Raw genomic sequence first — 20394 nt, forward strand, 5'->3', positions numbered from 1 at the left:
ATTCGAAGCGGACCGCGCTGTCCGACCGTTCCCCAGGATATGTGCCCGTGCGCCGGGCGCGGGCCGGGGCCTCGTGCCGTCCGGTGGCGCGCTGCCATACTTACGGTGCCGTAGGTTACGCAACCGTAGGCATGGCGTCGCCGCGCCGTCGGCGGTCCCGGTGCCCCCACGGACTCCGTGGGAGCCCGGAGGATCTCCTGACCCGCCCAGGACCGTCTCAATCCTTGATTTATCTCACCCCTCGACGATTCATCTCACCCTTCGACCCTCAGGGACGCCCCATGGCCACAAGTTCCGATGTGATCGACGACGCCCCCCGTCAGACGTCCGCCGGCGCCGCCGGTGCCGCCGCGCCGCCGTCGGCGACGCTGGGCGGTGAGCAGAAACGCTCCCTGGAGCAGATCACGCTGCTCCTGTTCATCATCGTGCCGTTCCTGGCCCTGGTCGCGGCGGTGCCGCTGACCTGGGGCTGGGGTGTCAGCTGGCTGGATCTGGGCCTGCTGGTGCTCTTCTACTACATCGGCTGTCACGGCATCACGATCGGTTTCCACCGGTACTTCACGCACGGTTCCTTCAAGGCGAAGCGGCCGCTGCGGATCGCGCTGGCGGTCATGGGCTCGCTCGCGGTGGAGGGCCCGCTGGTCCGCTGGGTCGCCGATCACCGCAAGCACCACAGGTTCTCCGACGCGGAGGGCGACCCGCACTCGCCGTGGCGGTTCGGGGAGACGCTGCCGGCCCTGATGAAGGGCCTGTGGTGGGCGCACATCGGCTGGATGTTCGACGAGGAGCAGACGCCGCAGGAGAAGTACGCGCCCGACCTGGTGAAGGATCCGGCGATCCGGGCGATCTCGCGCCAGTTCGTGATGTGGACGCTCGTCTCGCTGTTCCTGCCGCCGCTGATCGGCGGGCTGGTGACGATGTCGTGGTGGGGCGCGTTCACGGCGTTCTTCTGGGGCTCGCTGGTGCGGGTGGCGCTGCTGCACCACGTGACCTGGTCGATCAACTCGATCTGCCACGCGGTCGGCAAGCGTCCCTTCAAGTCCCGGGACCGGTCGGGGAACGTGTGGTGGCTGGCCGTGCTGTCCTGCGGCGAGTCCTGGCACAACCTGCACCACGCGGACCCGACGTCGGCGCGGCACGGGGTGATGCGCGGGCAGGTCGACTCCTCGGCGCGGCTGATCCGCTGGTTCGAGCGGGCGGGCTGGGCGTACGACGTGCGGTGGCCGTCGAAGGACCGGATCGCCGCGCGCCGCAAGGTCGATGCCGCCGACGCGGCGTGACCCCGGCACGGCATGATGGATGACGTGGCGACCGACTCAAGCACCCCGAGCAGTGACCGGCCCGAGAAGCCACGGCGTGCGCGCCGTACGCGGATGACGGGGGCGGAGCGTCGGCAGCAGTTGCTGGAGATCGGCCGCACCGTCTTCGCCGCGAAGGGGTTCGAGGGCACGTCGGTGGAGGAGATCGCGGCGAAGGCCGGGGTCTCCAAGCCGGTGGTGTACGAGCACTTCGGCGGCAAGGAGGGCCTGTACGCGGTCGTGGTGGACCGCGAGATGCGCCAGCTCCTCGACATGGTGACCGGTTCGCTGACGGCGGGGCATCCGCGGGAGCTGTGCGAGCAGGCGGCGTTCGCGCTCCTGGACTACATCGAGGAGTACACGGACGGTTTCCGCATCCTGGTGCGCGACTCCCCGATCCCGCAGTCGACGGGTTCCTTCGCGTCGCTGATCTCCGACATCGCCACGCAGGTGGAGGACATCCTGGGCCGCGAGTTCAAGGCCCGGGGCTTCGATCCGAAGCTGGCGCCGATGTACGCGCAGGCGCTGGTGGGCATGGTGGCGCTGACCGGTCAGTGGTGGCTGGACGCCCGCAAGCCGAAGAAGGCGGAGGTCGCGGCCCATCTGGTGAACCTGGCCTGGCACGGTCTGGACGGCCTGGAGCCGAAGCCCCGCCTGATAGGGCACCGCAAGAGCTGAGCCCCGGCCGGGGCGCGGGGGCCCCGCGCCCCGGCAACGAAGCGGCAACAAACCCTTCGCGCCGCGTGCATGGATCCGGCCCGGGCCCGCCCTTAGCGTTCTCGTACCGCCCCGCACGCAGACGAGAGGGTTAGTTTGTCATGAGCACCTCCAGCACGTCCGGCAGTGCATCCGGTCCCACCCGCCGCGGCCTCCTCGGCACCGCGGCGGCCGTCGCCGCCGGCGCCACCCTGCCCGCGCTCGCCGCCTCCCCCGCCCGCGCCGCCGCCCGGCCGAACGTGCTGCTGATCGTCACCGACGACCAGCCCAAGCAGACGGAGTGGGCCACCCCGAAGACCGTCTCCTGGCTGACCGGCCAGGGCGTGCGCTTCACCAACGGCCACGTCACCACCCCGCTGTGCGCGCCGTCGCGCTCCTCGGTCTTCTCCGGCCGCTTCGCCCACAACCACGGCGTCCGCAACAACGGCGCCTCGCACGCGCTCGACCAGCACACCACCCTCCAGCGGTACCTGGCGCAGGCCGGCTACCGCACGGGCCTGTTCGGCAAGTACCTCAACTCCTGGAACGTCGCCGACAACCCGCCGCACTTCGAGGACTTCGCCCTGCTCAGACCCTCGTACGTGGACGGCACGTTCAACGTGAACGGGACCGTGCAGACGATCGACGGCTACACCACGACCGTGGTCAGGAACCGCACCCTCGCCTTTCTGGAGAAGGCCCGCACCGACGACCGCCCCTGGTTCGCCTACGTCACCCCCTACGCCTCGCACGGCCCGCGCACCCCCGAGCCCAAGTACGCCGGGACCGACGTGCCCGCCTGGGACGGGCGCCCCTCGGTGCCCGAGGACGACCGCAGCGACAAGCCCCCCTACGTCCGCAACGCCACCCAGACCCTGGCCGACGGCCGCCGGGTGCGCGCCGAGCAGCTGCGCACCCTGCGCTCGGTGGACGACGCGGTCCAGGCGTTCCACGACAAGCTGGCCGCGCTCGGGCAGCTCGACAACACCCTGGTCATCTACATCGGCGACAACGGCTTCAACTGGGCCGACCACGGCCTGACCGGCAAGGGCGTGCCCTACCGGCCCGCCCACGAGGTGCCGTTCTACCTCTCCTGGCCCGGCGGCGGGCTCGGCGGCGGCACCACCGACAACCGCATCGTGGCGAACATCGACATCGCGCCCACCGTCCTCGACGCGGCCGGCATCACCCCGGACACCCCGCACGACGGCCGCTCGCTGCTCAGCGGCTACTCCCGCGACCACCTGCTCATCGAGTGGTGGAAGCAGGGCACGGGGGCGGGCCAGAAGACCTGGTCGTCGTACGTCTCCAAGGACCGCCAGTACACCGAGTACTACGACCTGCACACCGACGCCTCGGGCACGGTGACCGGCACCGGACAGGTCGGGTTCCGCGAGTACTACGACCTCCAGGCGGACCCCTACCAGCTCAGCAACAGCCTCTACCAGGCGACGCCCGCGCAGGAGAAGGCCCTCGGGGTGCCGGGGCTCGCGGCGGCCCTGGCCGCGGACCGCACCGCCTGACGGCACCGGCGCACCCCCCGCCGCACGCCCGACGACACCACCGAGAGGACCCCCGATGAGCCGCCGCTGCTGCGCCCCCGACCGCTCCGCCGCGCCGGGCCCGACCACCCTGCCGCCGCCCGCCCGCGGCGCCGGGGAGCAGCACGGCGGCCACGCCCCCGGGGAGCGGCCGGGCGGCGCCTTCGCGCCGCTCCTGTCCCTCCCCGGCGGCGCCTTCCGGATGGGCACCCGGGACGCCGACGCGTTCCCCGACGACGGCGAGGGGCCGGTGCGCACGGTCGAGGTGGCGCCGTTCCGCATCGCGGCCACGGCCGTCAGCCACGCCGAGTTCCGCGCCTTCGCCGACGCCACCGGCCACCGCACCGATGCCGAGCGCTTCGGCTACTCGTTCGTCTTCCGCGGCAGCGTCACCGCCGCGGCCCGGGAGCGGGCGGAGGCCGTGCCCGGCGCCGACTGGTGGCTCGCGGTGCCGGGCGCCTGGCACCGCGCGCCCGAAGGCCCCGGATCGTCCTCGGACGACCGCCTGGACCACCCCGTCACCCATGTCTCCTGGCACGACGCGCTGGCGTACTGCGCCTGGTCGGGGACCCGGCTGCCCACCGAGGCGGAGTGGGAGCACGCCGCCCGCGGCGGCCTCGACCAGGCCCGCCACCCCTGGGGCGACGAGCCGCCCACCCCGGACCGCGCGGTGATCTTCCGCGGCACGTTCCCCGACGGCCCCACGGCCCCGGTCGGCACCGCCCCCGTGCACTCCCTGGCCCCCAACGGCTACGGGCTGCACCACGCGGTCGGCAACGTCTGGGAGTGGACCGCCGACCGGTTCGCGCCCGGCTCGCCCGCCCGGGCCCTGCGCGGCGGCTCCCACCTGTGCCACGCCTCGTACTGCAACCGCTACCGCTGCTCGGCGCGGACGTCCAACACCCCGGACGCGTCGACGGGCCACACGGGCTTCCGGGTGGCGGCCGACGGCGCCGGGGGCGACGGTCACCCGGGCTTCACCGCCACCGCGAAGATCCGGCGGAACGGCAGCACGGTGCCGTACGAGGTCGCCGGGTAGGCCGCCCGCAGCAGGTCGCGGTAGGCGGCGACGAACGCGTCGCGCTCCGCCGGGTCGTCGGCGAGCGCGGTGAGGACGGGGCGCAGCCCGGTCCCCTTCACCCAGTCGAGCACCGGGTCCGCGCCCTCCAGCAGGTGCAGGTACGTGGTCTCCCAGGCGTCCACCGCGCAGCCGAGCCCGGCGAGCCGCTCCAGGTAGCCGGCGGGGTCGAGGACCGCGTCGCCGTGCCGCAGCACCCCGTCCAGCCGGTCCCTCCAGCGGGCGGAGCCGGCCAGCTCCCGCATCAGGGCGTGGCTGGGGGCGTCGAAGTTGCCGGGCACCTGGAAGGCGAGGGTGCCGCCGGGGGCGAGCGCGTCGAGCCAGCGCGGGAAGGCGTCGACGTGGCCGGGGACCCATTGCAGCGTCGCGTTCGAGGCGATCAGGTCATACGTCTCCGTGGGCGCCCAGTGCCGGACGTCGGCGGGCGCGAAGCCGATCCGGCCGCCGCCGGACGTGCGGCCCGCGTGCTCCTCGGCGCGGGCGAGCATCTGCGGCGAGTTGTCGTAGCCGGTGACGAAGGCGTCCGGCCAGCGGGCCGCGAGCAGGGTGGTGAGTCCGCCCGGGCCGCAGCCCAGATCCGCGATCCGGGGCGGGGTGCGGGGCGGTTCCGGGATCCGGGCGAGGAGGTCCGCGAAGGGGCGGGCGCGGTGGTCCGCGTGGCGGAGGTACTGCTGCGGGTCCCAGGTGGGTGAGCTGATCGTCATGGCGTCCAGGCTCCCTCCGCGAATCTCTTGATGTCAAGACACTCGACTTCAAGAGACTTCATGTCGACACACCCCCTACACTGATCGTCATGGAGGACGAGGTCGACCGTCTGGTCGCAGCGTGGCGCCGGGAGCGCCCCGACCTCGACGTGGAGCCCCTGGAGGTGCTCAGTCGGGTCAGCAGGCTTGCGCGCCATCTCGACCGGGCGCGCCGGCTGGCCTTCGCCGAGCATCAGCTGGAGCCGTGGGAGTTCGACGTCCTGACCTCGCTGCGGCGGGCCGGGGCGCCGTATCAGCTCTCCCCCGGGCAGCTGCTCACGCAGACGCTGGTGACGTCGGGCACGATGACCAATCGCATCGACCGGCTCACCAAGAAGGGGCTGGTCGAGCGGCTGCCCGATCCCAGTGACCGGCGCGGGGTGCTGGTGCGGCTCACCGGTGAGGGGCAGGACCGGGCCGATCAGGCGCTCGCCGGGCTGCTCGATCAGGAGCGGGCCATCCTCGCCGAGCTCTCCCGAGGGGACCGGGCCGAACTGGCATCGCTGCTCCGCCAGTTGACGGCCCCCTTCGACAACATCCCGGGCTGACCCCCGAAACACCTCTCCGCCCGCGGGCCGGTGGGGGTGGCGCAGTTCCCCGCGCTTCTGGGCCGCATCTCGTCCGCGGCCCGGCGGCCACTTCTCGCGCAGTTCCCCGCGCCCCTGGGTAGCGCTTCGTCCGCGGCCCGGTGGCCTCTTCTCGCGCAGTTCCCCGCGCCCCCAGGTCGCATCTCGTCCGCGCCACCGTCGTGGCTGGTCGCGCAGTTCCCCGCGCCCCTGAGATGCGCACTGCGTGCGCCATCTCATCGGGAGAGGCGCACGCCCCCGCCCCCGGGGAGAGGCGCGCGAAGCGCAGCCTCAGGGGGAGGCTGCGCGTCAGCGCATGCCTCAGGGGCGCGGGGAACTGCGCGACCAGCCACGACGGTGGCGCGCCCGACCAACCACCCAAGAGCGCGACCAGCCGCAACGAGGGCGCGCGTGAAAGGCGGCCCAGGGGCGCGGGGGACCCTGCAATCAGTCGTTGGCGGGGACGGTGGTGTGCAGGTCCCCGGGGCTCAGCTGGCGGCCTCCAGGTCGGCGGGGCCGACGCCCGCGCGGCGGGCCAGCGCCACGGCGGCGAGGGTGGAGTGGACCCCGAGCTTGCCCAGCACGTTCTGCATATGGGTCCGGACGGTGTGCGGCGACAGGAACAGCCGCTCGGCGACGGCCTTGCGGCCGAGCCCGGCGACCATGCACCGCAGAACCTCCCGCTCCCGGGGCGTCAGCGACTCCACCAGCCGCTCCGACTCGGTGCGGTGCTTACGGGCCGCGGTCAGCTCCCGCAACACCCCGGTGAGCAGCGCCGGAGGCAGATGCGTCTCGTCACGCAGCACCCCCCGTATGACATTGAGCAGCCGCGACAGGGAGCAGTCCTTGGCGACCCACCCCGAGGCCCCGGCCTGCAACGCGAGCGCCGCCCGCCGCGGATCGTCCCGCTCGGCGAGCACCACCGTGCGCACCGCGGGCTGCCCGGAACGGACGCCCGCGACCAGCGAGATGCCGTCCACCAGCCCGTCCTGCGCACCGCCCTCGGGGACCACGGTCGGCGGGCGCATGCCCTGGAAGGACGCCGCGCCCAGGTCGGCGTCGACGAGCAGCACATCGAATCTGCGCCCCTCGGCGGCCGCCCGCTCCAGCGAGCGCAGCGCGGCGGGCCCGCTGCCCGCGGCCGACACGTCGACATCCGGCTCGGCGGCGAGCGCCGCGGCGAGGGACTCGGCGAAGATGCGATGGTCGTCGACGACCAGAACCCGAATTCGTACCACTAGATACCCCCACTGGTCGGAGGATGACCAACGCAGGTACGGCGCCCGGAGCTTCGGGTCACCGCAGCCGCACGGCCGCCGCCGCGCTGAAACCGCTACCCCCGCTCCGGGCGTCGTACCCGGCTGTCTCGCCCCCTGATCAACACCGGCCCCCACCGGTGCTGTCCTCAGAGTAGGGCTGCGGGCCCCGAGGGGAAGGCAATTCACAGAACTGGTCCGCAGTTGACCGACAGGCGACTGTCCAGCGCGTTTATCGTGGGGCACATGTTTCACTTTGAGACAGAAGTCGATAAAGAGCGCGGACTTCTGCTCCGCTCGCTGCTGAGGGACGCCAACACCGCGGCCTCCCCGGCGATCCGCGCCCTGCGCGGCACCCCGCCGAGCGCGAACTCCCCTTGCAGATATGGGCGTTCGACGCCTCGGACGGTTCTCTGGCGGGGGGTCTCGACGGGCACGTGTGGGCGACCTGGCTGCACGTCGACCAGTTGTGGGTCGCGGACCGGCACCGCGGCGCGGGACTCGGTTCCCGGCTGCTGACGGAGGCCGAGAACCGCGCGGCCGAACAGCACGGATGCGCCAATTCCCGCGTGGAGACCTGGGATTTCCAGGCTCCGGGTTTCTATCGCCAGCACGGCTACGAGGTGGTGGCGGTGATCCCCGACTATCCGCCGGGGATCAAGGAATTCACCCTGACGAAGCGGCTGGGCTGAGCCCCTTCGCCGGCCGCCTCAGGCCAGCCGGCGGGCGCCCGCCGACGGCACGGCCGGGAAGACCCGGGGCGCGGTGTACCCGGCGTCAGTGAAGGCGGCGAGCACCGCCTTGGTCACCGTGTCGGCGTCCCCGGTCTCGACCAGCACCACGGCCGACCCGCCGAATCCGCCGCCGGTCATCCGGGCCCCGACCGCACCGGCCCGCACGGCCGTGGCGACGACCAGGTCCAGCTCCGGGCAGGAGATCCGCAGGTCGTCGCGGAGCGAGACGTGCCCCTCGTCGAGCACGGGCCCGATGCCGCGGACGTCCCCGGCGGCGAGCAGGTCGATGACCCGCTCCACCCGGTGGTCGTCGGTGACGATGTGCCGGACGTAGCGGACGACCTTCTCGTCGGCCCCGGCCCGCTCCAGCGTGCCGATGGCGTCGTCGAGCCCGGCGAACGGGACGTCGCGCAGGTGGGACACGCCGAGCAGCCGGGCGCCCTCCTCGCAGCCCGCCCGCCGCTCCGCGTACGCCCCGTCGCCCAGTTCGTGCTTGACGCGGGTGTCCACGACGAGCAGGCGCAGCCCCTCGGCGGCCAGGTCGAACGGCACCTGCCGGACCGACAGGTCGCGGCAGTCGAGGTGCAGCGCGTGGCCCTCCTCGGCGCAGGCCGACGCCATCTGGTCCATGACCCCGCACGGCACGCCGACGAACCGGTTCTCGGCGCGCTGCGCAAGGACGGCCAGCTCCTGCGTGCCGAGCCCGAAGCCGAACAGGTCGTTGAGCGCGTACGCCGTCACGACCTCCAGGGCCGCGGAGGAGGACAGCCCCGCCCCGGTGGGCACGGTGGAGGCGAGGTGCAGGTCGGCGCCGGTGACGAGGTGGCCGGCCGCGCGCAGCGCCCAGACCACGCCGGCCGGGTAGGCGGCCCAGCCGCCCTGCCCGTACCTGCTGAGCGGGGTCAGCTCGTCGACGCGCAGTTCGGCGACGGGGGCGTCGATGTCGGCGGAGTGCAGCCGCAGCACCCCGTCGTCGCGCCGCGCCACGGCCGCCACCGCGGTGTGCGGCAGGGCGAGGGGCAGCACGAAGCCCTCGTTGAAGTCGGTGTACTCCCCGATGAGGTTCACGCGGCCCGGGGCCGCCCACACCCCGGCGGGCTCGTACCCGTACAGATCACTGAACTGCGCGGCGATGGACATGGGTCGGGGCCCCCTACTTCTCCTGCTGGCGCGCCTGGGCGAACGCCCAGGCGTCGGCGACGATTCCCGCGAGGTCCGCGCGGGTCGGGTTCCAGCCGAGGCGCTCGCGCGCGGTGGCCGCGGAGGCGACCAGGACCGCGGGGTCGCCGCCGCGGCGCGGGGCGACGGTCTCGGGGATCGGGTGGCCCGTGACGGCGCGGACGGTCTCGATGACCTCGCGGACCGAGAAGCCGTTGCCGTTGCCGAGGTTGCAGATCAGGTGCTCGGCGGGGCGGGCGGCATCGACGGCCAGCAGGTGGGCCTCGGCGAGGTCCGCGACGTGGATGTAGTCGCGCACGCAGGTGCCGTCGGGGGTGGGGTAGTCGTCGCCGAAGACCGAGATGGCCTCGCGGCGGCCCTGGGCGACCTGGAGGACGAGCGGGATGAGGTGCGACTCGGGGTCGTGCCGCTCGCCGTGGTCGCCGTACGCGCCCGCCACGTTGAAGTAGCGCAGGGAGACGGCCGCCAGGCCGTGCGCCGCCGCCTCGCCGCTGATCATGTGGTCGACGGCGAGCTTGGAGGCGCCGTAGGGGGAGGTGGGGGCGGTCGGGTCGGTCTCGGTGATCGGGGTGCCGACCGGCTCGCCGTAGGTGGCGGCGGTGGAGGAGAAGACGAGCGTGCGCACCCCGGCGGCGCGCATCGCGGCGAGCAGGGCCATCGTCCCGCCGACGTTGTTGTCCCAGTACTTCTCGGGCTTCACGACGGACTCGCCGACCTGGGAGAAGGCGGCGAAGTGCAGCACGGCGTCGTAGGAGGCGTCGAGCCACTTGGCGGCGTCGCGGATGTCGCCCTCGACGAAGTCCGCCCCGGCGGGGACGCCTTCGCGGAAGCCGGTGGAGAGGTTGTCGAGGACGGTGACGGCGTGGCCCGCCTCCAGGAGGTGCTGCGCGACGACGCCGCCGACGTACCCCGCGCCGCCCGTGACCATGTACTTCCGAGAATCGGCCTTGCCCATTACTTGCTCGCTACCTCTCGCAGTCGCTCGGCCGCGGTCTCCGGCGGCACGTCGTTGATGAACACGCTCATGCCGGACTCGGAGCCCGCGAGGAACTTCAGCTTGCCGGAAGTGCGGCGGATGGTGAAAAGCTCCAGGTGCAGCGCGAAGTCGTCCCGGGTGATGCCGTCGAACTCGTCCAGCGGTCCGAACGGCGCCTGGTGCCAGGCGGCGATGTACGGCGTCACCGGCTGGTCCGCGCCGAAGATCCGGTCGAAGCGCCGCAGCAGCTCCAGATACATCCGGGGGAACTCCGCGCGCGCCGCGTCGTCCAGCGCGAGCAGGTCCGGGACCCGGCGCCTGGGGTAGAGGTGCACCTCATAGGGCCAGTGGGCGGCGTACGGCACGAAGGCCACCCAGTGCTCGCCCTCCAGGACGATCCGGGCGCCGTCCTCGATCTCCCGCGCCAGCGTGTCGTCGAAGAGGTTGCGCCCGCCGGTCCCCTCCTTGTGCCGGGCGGCGGAGCGCAGCATCAGCGCGGTGCGCGGGGTGGTGAAGGGGTAGCCGTAGATCTGGCCGTGCGGATGGCCGAGGGTGACGCCGATCTCGGCCCCGCGGTTCTCGAAACAGAAGACCTGTTCGACGGAGTCGAGATGGGACAGCTCCGCCGTGCGGTCGGTCCACGCCTCCAGGACGAGCCCGGCCTGCTCCTCGTCGAGGTCGGCGAAGGACTTGTCGTGGTCGGAGGTGAAGCAGACCACCTCGCAGCGGCCGGCGTCCCCGGCGAGCGAGGGGAAGCGGTTCTCGAAGACCACGACGTCGTAGGCGGAGTCGGGGATCTCGGAGAGCCGCTCGCCCGCGGAGGGGCACAGCGGGCACTCGTCGGCCGGCGGGTGGTAGGTGCGGCCCTGGCGGTGCGAGGCGACGGCGACCGCGTCGCCGAGGAGCGGGTCGTGGCGGATCTCGGAGGTGGTGACCGTGGGGTCGAGGGGGCGCCGGTCCACGGCGTCGCGCACCAGGTCGTCCCGCGCGTCGTAATAGATCAGTTCACGACCGTCGGCGAGCCGGGTCGACGTCTTCTTCACGTCCGATGCTCCTCATCGCACCAACAAACAAACAGAACCAAACACAACAAAGCATAAGGCAACACATGAGTCAAGGGTTGTGCCGAGGCGGGAGGGGAAGACGAGTTCTCGATCACAATCCAACAAAGAACATCACATTGACTGTTCACTTATTGAACGCAACGGCGTAGGTTCCCGACTGTTTCAGTTCGCGCAACGAAGCGAGTACTCATGCTGTCCCCCACAACCACGCTCGCGGCAGGGCTACGGCTGCCCACCAACGGCCTCGACTACGCGATCCTCGCGATCTACTTCGTCGTGGTCCTCGGCATCGGCTTCATGGCCCGCCGCTCGGTGAAGACCAGCCTCGACTTCTTCCTCTCCGGCCGTTCCCTGCCCGCATGGGTGACCGGCCTCGCCTTCGTCGCCGCCAACCTGGGCGCGACCGAGATCCTCGGCATGGCCGCGACCGGCGCGCAGTACGGCGTCGCCGTCGTGCACTGGTACTGGATCGGCGCCATCCCCGCCATGGTCTTCCTCGGCCTGGTCATGATGCCGTTCTACTACCGCTCGAAGGTCCGCTCGGTCCCGGAGTTCCTGCTCCAGCGGTTCGACAGGTCGGCCCACCTGCTCAGCTCGATCCTGTTCGCCTTCGCGGCGATACTCATCGCGGGCGTGAACCTCTACGCCCTGTCGATCGTCGTCGAGGCCCTGCTCGGCTGGCCGCAGTGGGTGGCCATCGTGGTGGCGGGCGCGTTCGTCCTCGCGTACATCACGATCGGCGGCCTGTCGTCGGCGATCTACAACGAGGTCCTCCAGTTCTTCGTGATCCTGGCGGCCCTGATCCCGATCTGCATCATCGGCCTCAAGCGCGTCGGCGGCTGGGGCGGCATGACCGACTCCCTGAAGTCGAGCCACGGCGACAACTTCCTGTCCGCCTGGGGCGGCACCGGCATCGGCGACGCCAACCCGCTCGGCGCGAACTGGCTCACGATCATCCTCGGCCTGGGCTTCGTGCTCTCCTTCGGCTACTGGACGACGAACTTCGCCGAGGTGCAGCGCGCCCTGTCCGCGAAGAACCTCTCCGCCGCCCAGCGCACCCCGCTCATCGCCGCGTTCCCGAAGATCTTCATCGTGTTCCTGGTGATGATCCCGGGCATGGTCGCCGCCGTCCTCGTCCCGAAGATCGGCACGGGCGGCTCCGACCTCACCTACAACGACGCGATCCCGTACCTGATGCAGGAGCTGCTCCCCAACGGCGTGCTCGGCATCGCGGTGACCGGTCTGCTGGCCGCCTTCATGGCGGGCATGGCGGCCAACGTGTCGTCCTTCAACACCGTGTTCACGTACGACATCTGGGCCAAGTACGTGAAGACCGACAAGCCCGACGGCTACTACCTCCGGTTCGGCCGGCTCATCACGGCGATCGGTGTGGTCCTGTCGATCGGCACGGCGTTCATCGCGTCGTCGTTCTCGAACATCATGGGCTACCTCCAGACGCTGTTCTCCTTCTTCAACGTCCCGATGTTCGTGGTCTTCATCATCGGCATGTTCTGGAAGCGCGCCTCCATGAAGTCCGGCGTCTGGGGCCTGCTCGCGGGCACCACCGCCGCGATGCTCAACTACTTCTGGATCTACAAGCAGGGCGTCATCGACATCCCGACCGACCAGGGCGCCAACTTCGTCTCGGCGATCGTCGGCTTCGTCGCGGGCGCGGTCGTCATGATCGTCGTCACCCTGTTCACGGCGCCCAAGCCGGAGGCGGAGCTGGCCGGTCTGGTCTACGGCACGACGGCCCCCGGCCTGGAGGAGCCGCCCGCCCAGGGCGACGACGCCTGGTACCGCAGGCCGGCCCTGCTCGGCTGGGGCGCGGTCGTCCTCGCGGCGCTCTGCTACCTCCCCTACTCCCTCTGATCGGAGGCTCGGTCCCCATGTCCGATCTGCACAACGAAGTCTCCGACCTGGAGAGCAAGTCGGCGACCGCGGCGCGGCTCTTCGACATCCGCCGCATCATCGGCGGGCTGTTCGTGGTCTACGGCGTGATCGTCACGATCGCGGGCATCACCGCGTCGGACGCCGACCTGAAGAAGGCCGAGAACATCAACATCAACCTGTGGACGGGCCTCGGCATGCTCGCCCTGGGCCTGTTCTTCCTGGTGTGGCTCAAGCTCCGCCCGACGGCCCCGCCGACGCCCGACGACGAGGCGTGAAGCGGAAGGGGCCGGGCGCACCGCACGACGCGGCGCGCCCGGCCCCTTCGCGCCCCCGCGCCCGCGGGAACGCGAAAGGCCCGCCCCGTCGAGAACGGGGCGGGCCTTCCACCTGTGGAGCGCCGGGCAGGCCTTGCACCTGCATTTCCCCGCAGGAAGCGGGGCGTCTTTCCTTGGACCACCAACGCACTGTCCCGCACTGTCAGTTGCAGCGCCGAACGCAAGATCGACTATAGCTCATGAACCGTGGTCGTGGGAAGCGGAGGAGTGTTCGGCCACCGGACCCGCCCGGTCGAGCAGGCCCGTGCGGGCCGCGAGGGCGGCGGCCTCCAGGCGGGAGCCGACGCCCAGCTTCATGAGGACGCGCTGCACGTGGGTGCGGGCCGTGGACGGGGCGATGCCCATGCCGGCCGCGATCAGCCGGGTGTCCTCGCCGTCGGCGACCCGGACCAGCACCTCCACCTCGCGCGGGGTGAGCATCTGGAGCAGCCGCTGCCCCTCGTCGTCCGGCTGGGCCACCGGGTTGAGCAGGTCGCTGAACGCGCCCTGGAGCAGCGCGGGGGCCACGGCCGCCTCGCCCGCCCGCGCCTTCATCAGGGCCCGCTCCACTCCCTCTATCCGCTCGTCGTGCCGTACGTAGCCGGAGGCGCCCGCGGCGAACGCCGCCGCGATGCCGCGCGGGGACGGGACCGGGCCGAGGACCACCACCGCCACCTGGGGGCGCTCCTTCTTGATCCGGACGACCGGGTCGAAGGTGCCCGGCTCCGCCGGGGCGGACGTGCCCAGGAGGCAGACCTCCGGGGCGCGGGAGATGACCAGTTCGGCGGCGCCCGCGGCGGGCGCCGCGGCGGCGAGGACACGGTGTCCGCGCAGTTTCAGGGCCGAGGCGAGCGCCTCGGCCAACAGGCGGTGGTCGTCGACCACCATGAGCCGCACTCCCATCGGGCCAACCCCCCAGTTCGACCCAGAAGCAGCACATGTCCCCTGGGCCCCCCACGGACCGGCGAGCCCCCCGACTCCCCGTCCTCCTTCATCCACCGGAAGCTACACGCTTGTTCGACGTTGCGCGCCCCCTACTGGTCAGAAGCGGCACTGAATGCTGAAATCGCAGCTTTTCAGGGGTGATTGGGGGTGCGGGAGCGCAAAAGCGGGCCGCCACACGCCCGCTTGTGATCAGTGCGCGCGCCCGCCCGCCGCGAAGGCGACGGCAGCGTACTGCCGATGGCCCTTCGCCGCGCTCCCTCCGACCTGGGCCCGGCCGAGGAACAACCGGCCCTCGGCGTAGCGCACTTCGGAGCCGCCGAGCCCGACGCCCATGGCGCGGAGGGTGGCCGCGGCCCGGGCTCCGGCCGGGGTGCGCAGCAGTGTGGTCGCCTTCATCGACCGGGGGTCGAGGGAGACGACGCGCGCGCCCTCGGCGGGCGAACCGCCCGCGTAGGCGAGGACGTTCCCGCCGTCCGTCCGGAGCGGGAAGAGCGGCTGCCCGGCGCCGTCGGCCGGCCGGCCCGCGCGCCGTCCGGAGGCGAGTCCGAAGGAGACGATCCCGTCGCCCGCGCCGGATTCCGCGTGCTGACGGACCGACAGGTAGATCCGGCCGTTGCCGACGACGATCTTCCGGCAGCCGTCGGTCCGGCCGGCGTCGCAGCCGAGGTCGTACGCGCCGGTGTCGAGGGAGATGGTGGACAGGGGCTTGCCGGTGGCGCTCATCGGGACGACGGCGGTGACCGCGCCCGCCGCGTCCTGTCCGGTGGCGACGCCGACGACGACCGGGTCGGTGGACAGCACCCGGACGCCGCGGACCCCGTCGGCGAGCTGGTACGTCCACTTGGGGCGGCCGGTCCTGGGGTCCAGGAGCTGGACCTCGTACCGGTCCCGGCCGCCGACGGCGCATCTGCGGACGGTGGCCAGCTGGGCGCCGCCCGCGTAGCCGACGTCCTCGCAGGCGCCGCGCTGCGGCTGCCACAGGATCCGGCCGGTGGTGACGTCGAGGGCGGCGCCGCCGCGCGGGCCGCCGCCGAGCGCGAGGGTGTCGCCGGACAGGACCGGTTCCGTGAAGGGGACGGTGGAGGAGCCGGTGCCGATGCTCCTCGTCCACACCTTGCGGCCGGTGTTCACGTCGAACAGGGTGATCTGCGAGCAGACCGGGTGCCGGCCGTCCGCGGTCCACGCGCCGTTCTCGCTGACGACGGCGGCCAGCGCGTCCTTGGTGACGTCCTCGGTGGCGCCGCAGGTCTGGCCGGGCAGCCGCAGCGTCCAGGTCGTCCGCCCGGTCGCCGGGTCGTGACCCACGATCTCGCCGACGCCCGCCTTGGCGTACGTGCGGTCGGTGAGCCAGGAGCCCGCGACGCTGTCGACGCGGTTCCCGGCGGCCCGGGGCGCGGGCAGGGCGAAGGCGAGCCGGGCGGCGGGGTCGGCGGGGACCTTCTCCTCGCCCGGGGCGCCGAATCCGCTCCCGGAACCCGTCCCGGTCGCACCGCGCCCGCCGCCGGCTGCGGTCCCGGCCCCTCCGGCGCCGCCACCGCCGTCGGAGGTCGCGTACAGGACGCCGCCGCCGATGATCAGCGCGATGACGACGACGGCCGCGACGACGATCCAGACCACCGGCGCACCGGGGCCGGGTGGTGCCGGGGGCGGCGGCGGGGTGGCCGGGCTGTGGGGCGGCGGGGGTGGCGGGGTGGCCGGGGATCGCGGGGACTGCGGGGACTGCGGGGACTGCGGTGACCGCCGGGATCCGTACGGGTCCTGCGGCGGGCCGGGGTGGCCGGGATCCCGGGCGGGCGGGGGTGCGGCGGGGGTGCGGCCGGGTGGGGGCGGCGGGGTGGCCGGGGGTCGGGGGTGGGCGTACGCGTCCTGTGGCCGGCCAGGGGCGTGGTGGGGGTGCGGGGGCGTCGGCGGGCCGTCGGCGGACGGCCTCGGGTCGGGTGGCTGAGTCAACAGCCCTCCCCTTTCTTCGCTGACGGCCCCCGGTGGCGTGCGTCCGGACGCGCGCCTCCCCAGGGCGCCGGACGCCTCTTTCTACCACCCGGCGTACGGCCCCGGCTCAGGCGTCCTCGGCCAGCTCCAGCCAGCGCATCTCCAGCTCCTCGCGCTCGGCGACGAGTCCGCGCAGGTCGGCGTCGAGCTTGGCGACCTTGCCGAAGTCCGTCGCGTTGTCCGCGATCTGGGTGTGCAGCTTGGCCTCCTTCTCGGAGATCTTGTCCATCTGCCGCTCGATCTTCTGCAACTCCTTCTTCGCGGCGCGGGTGTCCGCCGCGGAGGGGCCGGACCTGGCGGCGGTCGCGGCGGCGGCCGGCGCCGGGACGGCGGCCTCGATCATCCGCTGCCTGCGCTCCAGGTACTCCTCGATGCCGCGCGGCAGCATCCGCAGGGCGCCGTCGCCGAGCAGCGCGAAGGTGTTGTCGGTGGTGCGCTCGATGAAGAACCGGTCGTGGGAGATCACGACCATGGAGCCGGGCCACCCGTCGAGCAGGTCCTCCAGCTGGGTCAGGGTCTCGATGTCGAGGTCGTTCGTCGGCTCGTCGAGGAACAGCACGTTCGGCTCGTCCATCAGCAGCCGGAGGAGCTGGAGCCGGCGCCGCTCACCGCCGGAGAGGTCGCCGACCGGCGTCCACTGCTTCTCCTTGCTGAACCCGAACTGCTCGCACAGCTGCCCCGCCGTCATCTCGCGGCCCTTGCCCAGGTCGACGCGGTCGCGGATCTGCTGCACGGCCTCCAGCACCCGCAGCGAGCCCGGGAGTTCGGTCACGTCCTGCGACAGGTAGGCGAGCCGGACCGTCTTGCCGACGACGACCTTCCCGGCGGCCGGCTGGTCGTCGCCGTGGCTGGTGGCGGCGTCGGCGAGGGCGCGCAGCAGGGACGTCTTGCCCGCGCCGTTCACCCCGACCAGGCCGACGCGGTCGCCGGGGCCGAGCTGCCAGGTCAGGTGCTTCAGGAGCACCTTGGGCCCGGCCTGGACGGTCACGTCCTCCAGGTCGAAGACGGTCTTGCCGAGCCGGGCGTTGGCGAACTTCATCAGCTCGCTCTTGTCGCGCGGCGGCGGCACGTCGGCGATCAGTTCGTTGGCCGCCTCGATGCGGTAGCGGGGCTTGGAGGTGCGGGCGGGGGCGCCGCGGCGCAGCCACGCCAGCTCCTTGCGCATCAGGTTCTGCCGCTTGGTCTCCTCGGTCGCCGCGATCCGCTCGCGCTCGGCGCGGGCGAACACATAGTCCGAGTAGCCGCCCTCGTACTCGTAGACGTCGCCCTTCTGCACGTCCCACATGCGGGTGCAGACCTGGTCGAGGAACCAGCGGTCGTGGGTGACGCAGACGAGGGCGGAGCGGCGGGCCTGGAGGTGGCGGGCGAGCCAGGAGATGCCCTCGACGTCCAGGTGGTTCGTGGGCTCGTCGAGGACGAGCAGGTCCTGCTCGGCGATGAGCAGCTTCGCGAGGGCGATGCGGCGGCGCTCGCCGCCGGAGAGCGGGGCGATCACCGTGTCCAGGCCCTGCGGGAAGCCGGGCAGGTCCAGGCCGCCGAAGAGGCCGGTGAGGACGTCCCTGATCTTCGCGTTGCCCGCCCACTCGTGGTCGGCGAGGTCGCCGATCACCTCGTGCCGGACGGTGGCCGCCGGGTCGAGGGAGTCGTGCTGGGTGAGGACGCCGAGGGTCAGGCCGCCGCTGTGGGTGACCCGGCCGGAGTCGGCCTCCTCCAGCTTCGCGAGCATCCGGATGAGGGTGGTCTTGCCGTCGCCGTTACGGCCCACGACGCCGATCCGGTCGCCTTCCGAGACGCCGAGAGAGACTCCGTCGAGCAGTGCCCGGGTGCCGTACACCTTGGAGACGTTCTCGACGTTGACCAGATTGACTGCCATTTTGCTCCTGCCGCGGGGTTGTGCCGGGCCCTCCCGGACGGGTCCGACGGTCCAGCGTAGTCGGGAGCGCGCCGGCCGTGTCCCGCCGTCCACCGGGCACGCCCCGGCGGCGGCCTCTGAGCAGGGGAGCGACCTCGTGGGGGCGGGTCATCCGGCCGGCGCCCGCGCCGAGGCCGGGCGGCGGGAGGGGATGGCCGCGCGCGGCGAGCGCCGCGTGCAGCCCGAACAGGGCGACCGCCCCGAGCGGTACGGCGACCCGGCGCATCCGGCGACGGCGACGGCCTCGTGGTCTCTGCATGGGCACAGCGTCCCGCGCCGGACCGGCGGCGCGGCACCGTGCGCGTACTCAGTTACCGCTGAGTACGGTCGCGCCGGGCGCGGGTGAGCCCGCCACCCGTACGGCCCGGCAGGTACCGGACGCGGCGAGCCGGTCGGCGACGGCGCGGGCCCCCGCCTCGTCGGCCGCGAGGAACGCCGTCGTCGGGCCGGAGCCGGACACCAGCGCGGCCACGGCGCCGGCGGCCGTCCCGGCGTCGAGGGTCTGCTTCAGCGTGGGGAAGAGGGAGAGCGCGGCGGGCTGGAGGTCGTTGGTGACCGTGGCCGCGAGCCGCTCCACGTCGCCGGTGCGCAGCGCGTCGAGGAGGGCGGGCGCGGCGACGGGTGCGGGCGCCGCGGGGCTGAGCCGGTCGAACTCGCGGTACACGGCCGGGGTGGACAGTCCCCCGTCGGCGACGGCGAACACCCACCAGAACTCCCCGCCGACCGGCAGCGGCCGCAGCCGCTCGCCGCGTCCGGTGCCGAGCGCGGCCCCGCCGACCAGGCTGAACGGCACGTCGCTGCCCAGTTCGGCGCAGATGTCGAGGAGTTCGGCGCGGGACGCCCCGGTGCCCCACAGCGCGTCGCACGCCACGAGGGCGCCGGCCGCGTCGGCCGAGCCGCCCGCCATGCCGCCCGCGACGGGGATGTCCTTGGTGACGCGGATGCGGACCCCGGGGTCGCCGAGTCCGTGCCGCCCGGCCAGCGCGAGGGCGGCGCGGGCGGCGAGGTTCGTGCGGTCGAGGGGGACGTCGGGGACGGGGTCGCCGCCCGGGTCCGTGCAGGTCAGGGTCAGTTCGTCGGCCGGCTCGACGGTCACCTCGTCGTAGAGGCCGACGGCCAGGAAGACGTTGGCCAGGTCGTGGAAGCCGTCGGGGCGGGCGCCGCCGACGGCGAGCTGGACGTTGACCTTGGCCGGGACGCGTACGGTCACACTCACTGCTGCTTGGCCTCCGCGATCCGGGCGAACTCCTCCACCGTCAGGGCCTCGCCGCGGGCCTGCGGGGAGATCCCGGCCGCGACCAGGGCCTCCTCGGCGGCCTGCGCCGATCCGGCCCAGCCCGCGAGGGCGGCGCGCAGCGTCTTGCGGCGCTGGGCGAACGCGGCGTCGACCACGGCGAAGACCTCCGCCTTCGAGGCCGTGGTGGCGACCGGCGCGGCGCGGCGCACCAGCGCGACCAGGCCGGAGTCGACGTTGGGCGCGGGCCAGAAGACGTTGCGGCCGATGCTGCCGGCGCGCTTGACGTCGGCGTACCAGTTGGCCTTCACGGAGGGGACGCCGTAGACCTTGTTGCCGGGGCGGGCCGCGAGGCGGTCGGCGACCTCGGCCTGGACCATGACGAGGGTGCGCTCGATGGTCGGGAACGTGTCGAGCATGTGCAGCAGGACCGGCACCGCCACGTTGTACGGCAGGTTCGCGACCAGGGCGGTGGGAGGCGGGCCGGGGAGTTCGGTGACCTGCATCGCGTCGATGTTGATCAGGTCGAAGGCGTCCTTCTTCGCCGGGAGGCGGGCGGCGATGGTCGCCGGGAGCGCCGAGGCGAGGACGTCGTCGATCTCGACCGCCGTGACGTGGTGGGCCGCGTCGAGCAGGGCGAGGGTGAGCGAGCCGAGGCCCGGTCCGACCTCTACGACGTTGTCGTCGCCGGTGACCTCCGCGGTGCGGACGATGCGGCGGACCGTGTTCGCGTCGATCACGAAGTTCTGGCCGCGCTGTTTGGTGGGCCGGACGTTGAGGGCCGCTGCCAGTTCGCGGATGTCGGCTGCGCCGAACAGGGGGTCTTGAGGCTCTGTGGTGCTCACCTCCCCAGGGTAGCCGGGCCTCCCCCCACCCCACCGCCCCCTTCACCCCCCACCATCACCACCCCGGCAACACCTCCCGGCCCCCTCTTCCCACGCCCCTGGGCCGTCCCTTACGCGCGCCACCGCGGCGG

The 20394-nt window shown here is 72.8% G+C and carries 17 protein-coding genes and 1 pseudogene; 8 read left to right on the forward strand and 10 right to left on the reverse strand.

All coding sequences use genetic code 11. The features are described from left to right. Positions 1-281 precede the first annotated feature (281 nt). From ACIP5K_RS22655 to ACIP5K_RS22670, 4 genes are all read left to right on the forward strand, one after another. A complete protein-coding gene (locus ACIP5K_RS22655) occupies positions 282-1280 on the forward strand; it encodes an acyl-CoA desaturase (RefSeq protein WP_401412054.1) in 999 nt (332 codons plus the stop codon). A 12-nt stretch (positions 1281-1292) separates the two neighbouring features. Beyond that, entirely contained in the window at positions 1293-1976 is a 684-nt protein-coding gene (locus tag ACIP5K_RS22660; protein ID WP_401412056.1) for a TetR family transcriptional regulator, read from the forward strand. A gap of 140 nt (positions 1977-2116) precedes the next feature. After that, the gene (locus ACIP5K_RS22665; RefSeq protein WP_401412058.1) at positions 2117-3517 is read left to right on the forward strand and encodes a sulfatase; all 1401 of its coding nucleotides are present in this window, start codon (positions 2117-2119) and stop codon (positions 3515-3517) included. Positions 3518-3572: 55 nt separating this feature from the next. Beyond that, the gene (locus tag ACIP5K_RS22670; protein ID WP_401412060.1) at positions 3573-4574 is read left to right on the forward strand and encodes a formylglycine-generating enzyme family protein; all 1002 of its coding nucleotides are present in this window, start codon (positions 3573-3575) and stop codon (positions 4572-4574) included. On the opposite strand, the gene ACIP5K_RS22675 is transcribed toward ACIP5K_RS22670, so the two are convergent. Beyond that, positions 4502-5317, reverse strand: coding sequence for a trans-aconitate 2-methyltransferase (locus ACIP5K_RS22675; protein WP_401412061.1), 816 nt, complete (start codon positions 5315-5317; stop codon positions 4502-4504). The genes ACIP5K_RS22670 and ACIP5K_RS22675 overlap by 73 nt on opposite strands. 89 nt (positions 5318-5406) lie before the next feature. On the opposite strand from ACIP5K_RS22675, the gene ACIP5K_RS22680 reads away from it, so the two are divergent. After that, positions 5407-5904, forward strand: coding sequence for a MarR family winged helix-turn-helix transcriptional regulator (locus tag ACIP5K_RS22680; RefSeq protein WP_401412062.1), 498 nt, complete (start codon positions 5407-5409; stop codon positions 5902-5904). Between the two features lie 506 nt (positions 5905-6410). On the opposite strand, the gene ACIP5K_RS22685 is transcribed toward ACIP5K_RS22680, so the two are convergent. Beyond that, on the reverse strand, positions 6411-7160 hold the full coding sequence (locus ACIP5K_RS22685) for a LuxR C-terminal-related transcriptional regulator (protein WP_401412063.1): 750 nt from the start codon (positions 7158-7160) through the stop codon (positions 6411-6413). 264 nt (positions 7161-7424) lie between these two features. Here ACIP5K_RS22685 and ACIP5K_RS22690 point away from each other — a divergent pair. Further along, positions 7425-7870: pseudogene (locus tag ACIP5K_RS22690) on the forward strand (GNAT family N-acetyltransferase). A gap of 18 nt (positions 7871-7888) precedes the next feature. Here ACIP5K_RS22690 and galK read toward each other — a convergent pair. From galK to galT, 3 genes are read right to left on the reverse strand one after another with little or no spacing between them, the layout of a single operon-like run. Further along, on the reverse strand, positions 7889-9052 hold the full coding sequence (gene galK, locus ACIP5K_RS22695; RefSeq protein ID WP_401412064.1) for a galactokinase: 1164 nt from the start codon (positions 9050-9052) through the stop codon (positions 7889-7891). 13 nt (positions 9053-9065) lie between these two features. After that, positions 9066-10046 carry a UDP-glucose 4-epimerase GalE gene (galE, locus tag ACIP5K_RS22700; RefSeq protein WP_401412066.1) on the reverse strand — a complete coding sequence of 327 codons (981 nt, stop codon included), beginning with the start codon at positions 10044-10046 and terminating at the stop codon, positions 9066-9068. After that, positions 10046-11110 (reverse strand): galactose-1-phosphate uridylyltransferase, encoded by a 1065-nt coding sequence (gene galT, locus ACIP5K_RS22705; RefSeq protein ID WP_401412068.1) that lies wholly within the window; start codon positions 11108-11110, stop codon positions 10046-10048. The genes galE and galT overlap by 1 nt, the downstream gene beginning before the upstream one ends. 210 nt (positions 11111-11320) lie before the next feature. On the opposite strand from galT, the gene ACIP5K_RS22710 reads away from it, so the two are divergent. Together ACIP5K_RS22710 and ACIP5K_RS22715 are read left to right on the forward strand one after the other, a co-directional pair. Beyond that, on the forward strand, positions 11321-13003 hold the full coding sequence (locus ACIP5K_RS22710) for a sodium:solute symporter family protein (protein WP_401412069.1): 1683 nt from the start codon (positions 11321-11323) through the stop codon (positions 13001-13003). A gap of 17 nt (positions 13004-13020) precedes the next feature. Then, a complete protein-coding gene (locus tag ACIP5K_RS22715; protein WP_401412071.1) occupies positions 13021-13299 on the forward strand; it encodes a hypothetical protein in 279 nt (92 codons plus the stop codon). Between the two features lie 237 nt (positions 13300-13536). On the opposite strand, the gene ACIP5K_RS22720 is transcribed toward ACIP5K_RS22715, so the two are convergent. From ACIP5K_RS22720 to rsmA, 5 genes are all read right to left on the reverse strand, one after another. Continuing rightward, positions 13537-14241 carry a LuxR C-terminal-related transcriptional regulator gene (locus tag ACIP5K_RS22720; protein WP_401412073.1) on the reverse strand — a complete coding sequence of 235 codons (705 nt, stop codon included), beginning with the start codon at positions 14239-14241 and terminating at the stop codon, positions 13537-13539. Positions 14242-14472: 231 nt separating this feature from the next. Next, entirely contained in the window at positions 14473-15900 is a 1428-nt protein-coding gene (locus ACIP5K_RS22725) for a PQQ-binding-like beta-propeller repeat protein (RefSeq protein ID WP_401412074.1), read from the reverse strand. Between the two features lie 439 nt (positions 15901-16339). Then, on the reverse strand, positions 16340-18145 hold the full coding sequence (locus ACIP5K_RS22730) for an ABC-F family ATP-binding cassette domain-containing protein (RefSeq protein ID WP_401412076.1): 1806 nt from the start codon (positions 18143-18145) through the stop codon (positions 16340-16342). Between the two features lie 346 nt (positions 18146-18491). Further along, positions 18492-19400: a 4-(cytidine 5'-diphospho)-2-C-methyl-D-erythritol kinase gene (locus ACIP5K_RS22735; RefSeq protein ID WP_401412078.1), complete on the reverse strand. Its 909-nt coding sequence runs from the start codon at positions 19398-19400 to the stop codon at positions 18492-18494. After that, positions 19397-20263, reverse strand: a complete 867-nt coding sequence (gene rsmA, locus ACIP5K_RS22740; protein WP_401412080.1) for a 16S rRNA (adenine(1518)-N(6)/adenine(1519)-N(6))-dimethyltransferase RsmA — start codon at positions 20261-20263, stop codon at positions 19397-19399. Before rsmA ends, ACIP5K_RS22735 begins: the two co-directional genes overlap by 4 nt. Positions 20264-20394 lie beyond the last annotated feature (131 nt).

Source organism: Streptomyces sp. NPDC088785 (assembly GCF_044750685.1).
In the GTDB taxonomy this organism is placed as follows: domain Bacteria; phylum Actinomycetota; class Actinomycetes; order Streptomycetales; family Streptomycetaceae; genus Streptomyces.

Excerpts from the sequence above, each read along its gene's own strand:
- ACIP5K_RS22655 (WP_401412054.1), top strand. The coding sequence starts at position 282 with ATGGCCACAAGTTCCGATGTGATCGACGACGCCCCCCGTCAGACGTCC.
- ACIP5K_RS22660 (WP_401412056.1), top strand. The coding sequence starts at position 1,293 with ATGATGGATGACGTGGCGACCGACTCAAGCACCCCGAGCAGTGACCGG.
- ACIP5K_RS22665 (WP_401412058.1), top strand. The coding sequence starts at position 2,117 with ATGAGCACCTCCAGCACGTCCGGCAGTGCATCCGGTCCCACCCGCCGC.
- ACIP5K_RS22670 (WP_401412060.1), top strand. The coding sequence starts at position 3,573 with ATGAGCCGCCGCTGCTGCGCCCCCGACCGCTCCGCCGCGCCGGGCCCG.
- ACIP5K_RS22675 (WP_401412061.1), bottom strand. The coding sequence starts at position 5,317 with ATGACGATCAGCTCACCCACCTGGGACCCGCAGCAGTACCTCCGCCAC.
- ACIP5K_RS22680 (WP_401412062.1), top strand. The coding sequence starts at position 5,407 with ATGGAGGACGAGGTCGACCGTCTGGTCGCAGCGTGGCGCCGGGAGCGC.
- galK (WP_401412064.1), bottom strand. The coding sequence starts at position 9,052 with ATGTCCATCGCCGCGCAGTTCAGTGATCTGTACGGGTACGAGCCCGCC.
- galE (WP_401412066.1), bottom strand. The coding sequence starts at position 10,046 with ATGGGCAAGGCCGATTCTCGGAAGTACATGGTCACGGGCGGCGCGGGG.
- ACIP5K_RS22710 (WP_401412069.1), top strand. The coding sequence starts at position 11,321 with ATGCTGTCCCCCACAACCACGCTCGCGGCAGGGCTACGGCTGCCCACC.
- ACIP5K_RS22715 (WP_401412071.1), top strand. The coding sequence starts at position 13,021 with ATGTCCGATCTGCACAACGAAGTCTCCGACCTGGAGAGCAAGTCGGCG.
- ACIP5K_RS22720 (WP_401412073.1), bottom strand. The coding sequence starts at position 14,241 with ATGGGAGTGCGGCTCATGGTGGTCGACGACCACCGCCTGTTGGCCGAG.
- ACIP5K_RS22730 (WP_401412076.1), bottom strand. The coding sequence starts at position 18,145 with ATGGCAGTCAATCTGGTCAACGTCGAGAACGTCTCCAAGGTGTACGGC.